The following is a 3,801-nucleotide window of genomic DNA, read 5'->3' on the forward strand; positions in this document are numbered from 1 at the left end:
CCCATGTAATTTTCCTCCTGTCTCCTGTCTCCTGTCTCCTGTCTCCTTCTTCAAAAAACCTGAATATTTTCAATAGCATTAATCTCTGAAAATATCTCTTTTCCTAAAGAGCAAAATTTCAATTCTAACCCTAGTTCTATTCCAGAAAGTATTCCTCTTTGTTCGCCTCGTTGTTCACCTCTTTTGACTATTTCTGTGGTTGTGCTCGGTTGGAGAATATTTATTAATACCGTATAAATATGTTTTTTGTATTTTTCTTCTGCTAATACGGCATAAGCATACATCCGAAGTGGCATTTCTGTGTTTTACCTTAATTGCATTTCATTCACAACAAGAAACTCTCCATACTCTTGACTAGAAACACGCAGCAAAACATACCCTTCTCAACTTACCCACTGGAAGTCTGAAGAAATAATTTCTTTGACAGTAACATTCGGAATTTGACTCACCCATTCTACCCAACGACTGAGGGCAATTCCAATTAGACGTTTACTGCTAATATCGACTTTTTTTGTTTTTTTGTCATTCGATGAAATCTAGTTTATTCTGTCTGTTGAAAATTCAAAAAATAGGGAATAGGGAGTAGGGGGAAATAATTGATGATTTCTGTGGGATTGATTATATTTAAACTCCGCCCTTAAGGGTGGGGTCTTATTAGAGAAGTCTAATAGTAAGGGCGGGTTCCAGTTCAAATTAATAATATCAACATTAGAAAATCTTTAACCTTCTTGCTTCTTGCTTCTTCTTATTAACTAATAACTGAAAAGACTAAACTCCTGCATGACCCAGAGCTAAACCAGTAATTAACATACCTAATACTAAAAAAGGTTGGGCACTTGCTTGATATTTCACATCATTTTCTAGAGGATTTCTGAGAAAATACATATCCTGAAAAGTAATCTGAGGAATTACCATCAATAGCAAAATTACAGCATACAAATTTTCTTGAATACTAATTAAATAAGCTGCCACTCCAGCTTGAAAAATATCAATCATTAATACACAAATCCAAGCCGCCGTACCAATGCCAAACATAACTGGTAATGATTTTAAACCCAACTTTTCATCTCCTTCCACACTCTTAAAATCATTAACTACAGCAATTCCTAATCCAGCAAAACTATAAAACAAAGTCAGAATTACAATTGTTAAATTTAACTCTCCAAATAAAGCATGACCAGTCCACCAAGGCAAAGCAATATAACTAGAACCTAAAGCATAATTTCCTAACCAACCATTTTGTTTTAACTTTAGTGGAGGTGCTGAATAAATATAAGCTAAAAATGCTCCGAACAAACACAATATAGTAATCATTGGAAAATCGTGACCAGCCCACAAATCGAGAATATATGATATGCCAACCCCTGATAGTAACAAAACTAGAATTTGAGTCACAACTTGAGGAATAGAAATTGCACCTGAAGGAATCGGTCGATAAGGTTCATTAATAGCGTCTATTTCTTTGTCATAAAAATCATTTAAAGTTTGCGTATAACCCGCCATCAAAGGTCCTGCTATTAACATACAAGTAGCAGACTGTAGTACATTTTCTAGATTCCAGCTATAATTTCCTGAAGATGCAGCTCCACAAACTACTCCCCAGATTAAAGGAATCCAAGTTATGGGTTTCATTAGTTGCAAGCGGATTTTCCAAATATTAGTTTCTCCACTTGCTGCACCTTTCATTCCTAATATTTGTCTGGTTTTAGCAGTGCTATTTTCTTCTGTTTTTGTTTCTCGATTAGTCATTTCAGTTATCAGTTATCAATTATCAGTTATCAGTTATCAGTTATCAGTACCTCTATGGAATAGGGAGGCCAGAAAATCCTGAAGTTTCTGTTCTCTTGGTCGATTGGATATGGCAAGGTTTCTTCCCCATCTCTCGACCGCTTTTCATACCCTTAAAAGGGAAAGGTTATGACCTTACTTTTTGGTCAAAGTAATTTATATACTAAGTTTGAAAATGTTTTGTGAGAAGTTTTTCAACCTACTTTTTTGAAATTACAACAGTTTTTATTTTAGTAGACTACTGTAGGGACATTCCATGAAAAATCCCTACAAGATTTTGGTTTTGGTTGTGTAGTTAATATCTCTGAAAATTACTATAAACTTTTGAGCAAAGCAAAAAATCAATCTTTTTTCCTACTCCCCGTCACCCCATCTTCTCTACTGCCTACTGCCTACTCCCTACTGCCTCTAAAAAGAAATAATCAAATAACCATCTTGGAACTTTGCACCAGTTACAGGTTTTCCGCTAAGAGGAGGTGGAAGGAAAATATTTCTTCTTTGGTCTCCAGCTTCAATTGTTACTTCTGGTCCATATTGAGTAAGTCCAATTTGTTTTTTATCAAAACCAGGCAAAAATAAACTTACTTGACTTTTTTGAATATCTATGATGATAGGCTTAGGAGCCTTAACTGCTTGACTAAAATCTGGCAGAGCATCCATTAGAGGTTGCCAATCTTCAGTAGAACGACGGGGAATCGGAGTTACAGATAGTGGTGCAAATTCATCAGCAACATTATCCGCTAAATCTGCCTGATTCAGAATTACTCCCCCTACAGTCAGATTAACTTGTTGGGAACTTCCCCATAAATATTTTGCTGTGGCGATCGCTGCTGGATCTTTAGTAGTAACCAAGTATGCTGCTACTCTATTTGGGTCAGCTATAGTAGCTTTAGCATTATCTAACAGTTCATTGATTTTTTCAGTAGGTTGAGAAAAATTATCCCCTGTCCAATCAACATTTAGAATAGCACTACTAATAGGTTGAACAAATGGAGAAATAGCTTTGTAGACATCTGAGTCGAGAAGAACTTGACGGAAGCGACGAATATACCAACTCATAATTTCCGCCGAACCCAAAAGTCGTAAAGTCTCCTTATCTCCTGTGCCATCATAAATAATTACATCATATTCCCCACTAGTACTATATCCCCGCATAGTATTAATCGTCAGAATTCCTTCTACTCCTGGTAATACTCCCAGTTCTTGACCATATACCTTTTTAAAGAAGGGTGTACGGATATATTCAGCTTCTAGTTTTTTCAGTTCTTCCCAACCGCTTTCTAGTAAACTTGCTGCCTGAATATTGACTGCTTTGAGATTGGAGTCTATTTCTGTAGGTTCTGGGCCAATATTAGCACCTAATAACAAGGATAATGCAGGAGTTGGTTCTTGTCCGACAAATAAGACTCGTTTACCAAGGCTAGCGTATTGTTTGGCAGTGGCAAATGCAATGGTAGTTCGACCTGTACCACCTTTACCCAAAAATGTGTAAGTAATGGTCATTATTTATCTATCAAAAGTTTAGAATCAAGGAACATTTACATTTTGTAATTATTTAGTTTACTTTAGAATAATACTTTAGTTATAATTAATTTTCTGAACTTGATATTTATAGATTTAGCTGATTTCCCAAGTCTATACCAAAGATTTTAAAGTTCAATGTCCTCCGCAACACCGCACTTGGAGAAAAATTTCCTATACTGAACAAATGATCAGCAAGTTTGAATTGCCAGTCTAACCTTTGTCTAGCTATTAATTGATGCAGTTTAGCTATTTTGCACTTGAGAATCTTCCAAAAATCGCAAAACTTTGTACTACTCCAAGTCCATTGATATGTTGTACAGATCAATGGACTTGCTGGTTTATGATTTGAAACATCGGCAAATTCCTCAATTCTCGTAATCATTCGTCATTGTGCAACGCAGCTAGCTGAAGTAGAGTATCGTACTGTTCTGGTTGTGACATACTCCCACACTAACCTTGCGGTATAGTGTGGGCTTCTCGTTTCGCAGT

3 protein-coding genes are annotated in these 3,801 nt (G+C 36.1%); all 3 read right to left on the reverse strand.

All coding sequences use genetic code 11. The features are described from left to right. Positions 1-50 precede the first annotated feature (50 nt). Complete coding sequence (locus tag D5R40_RS31045) at positions 51-296, reverse strand: hypothetical protein (RefSeq protein ID WP_124145158.1); 246 nt, start codon at positions 294-296, stop codon at positions 51-53. A gap of 472 nt (positions 297-768) precedes the next feature. Further along, complete coding sequence (chlG, locus tag D5R40_RS31050; protein WP_124145157.1) at positions 769-1,749, reverse strand: chlorophyll synthase ChlG; 981 nt, start codon at positions 1,747-1,749, stop codon at positions 769-771. A 447-nt stretch (positions 1,750-2,196) separates the two neighbouring features. Continuing rightward, the gene (locus tag D5R40_RS31055; RefSeq protein WP_124145156.1) at positions 2,197-3,291 is read right to left on the reverse strand and encodes a Get3/ArsA fold putative tail anchor-mediating ATPase NosAFP; all 1,095 of its coding nucleotides are present in this window, start codon (positions 3,289-3,291) and stop codon (positions 2,197-2,199) included. Between the last annotated feature and the right edge of the window lie 510 nt (positions 3,292-3,801).

Origin of the sequence: Okeania hirsuta, from assembly GCF_003838195.1 — a bacterium.
GTDB lineage: Bacteria > Cyanobacteriota > Cyanobacteriia > Cyanobacteriales > Microcoleaceae > Okeania > Okeania hirsuta.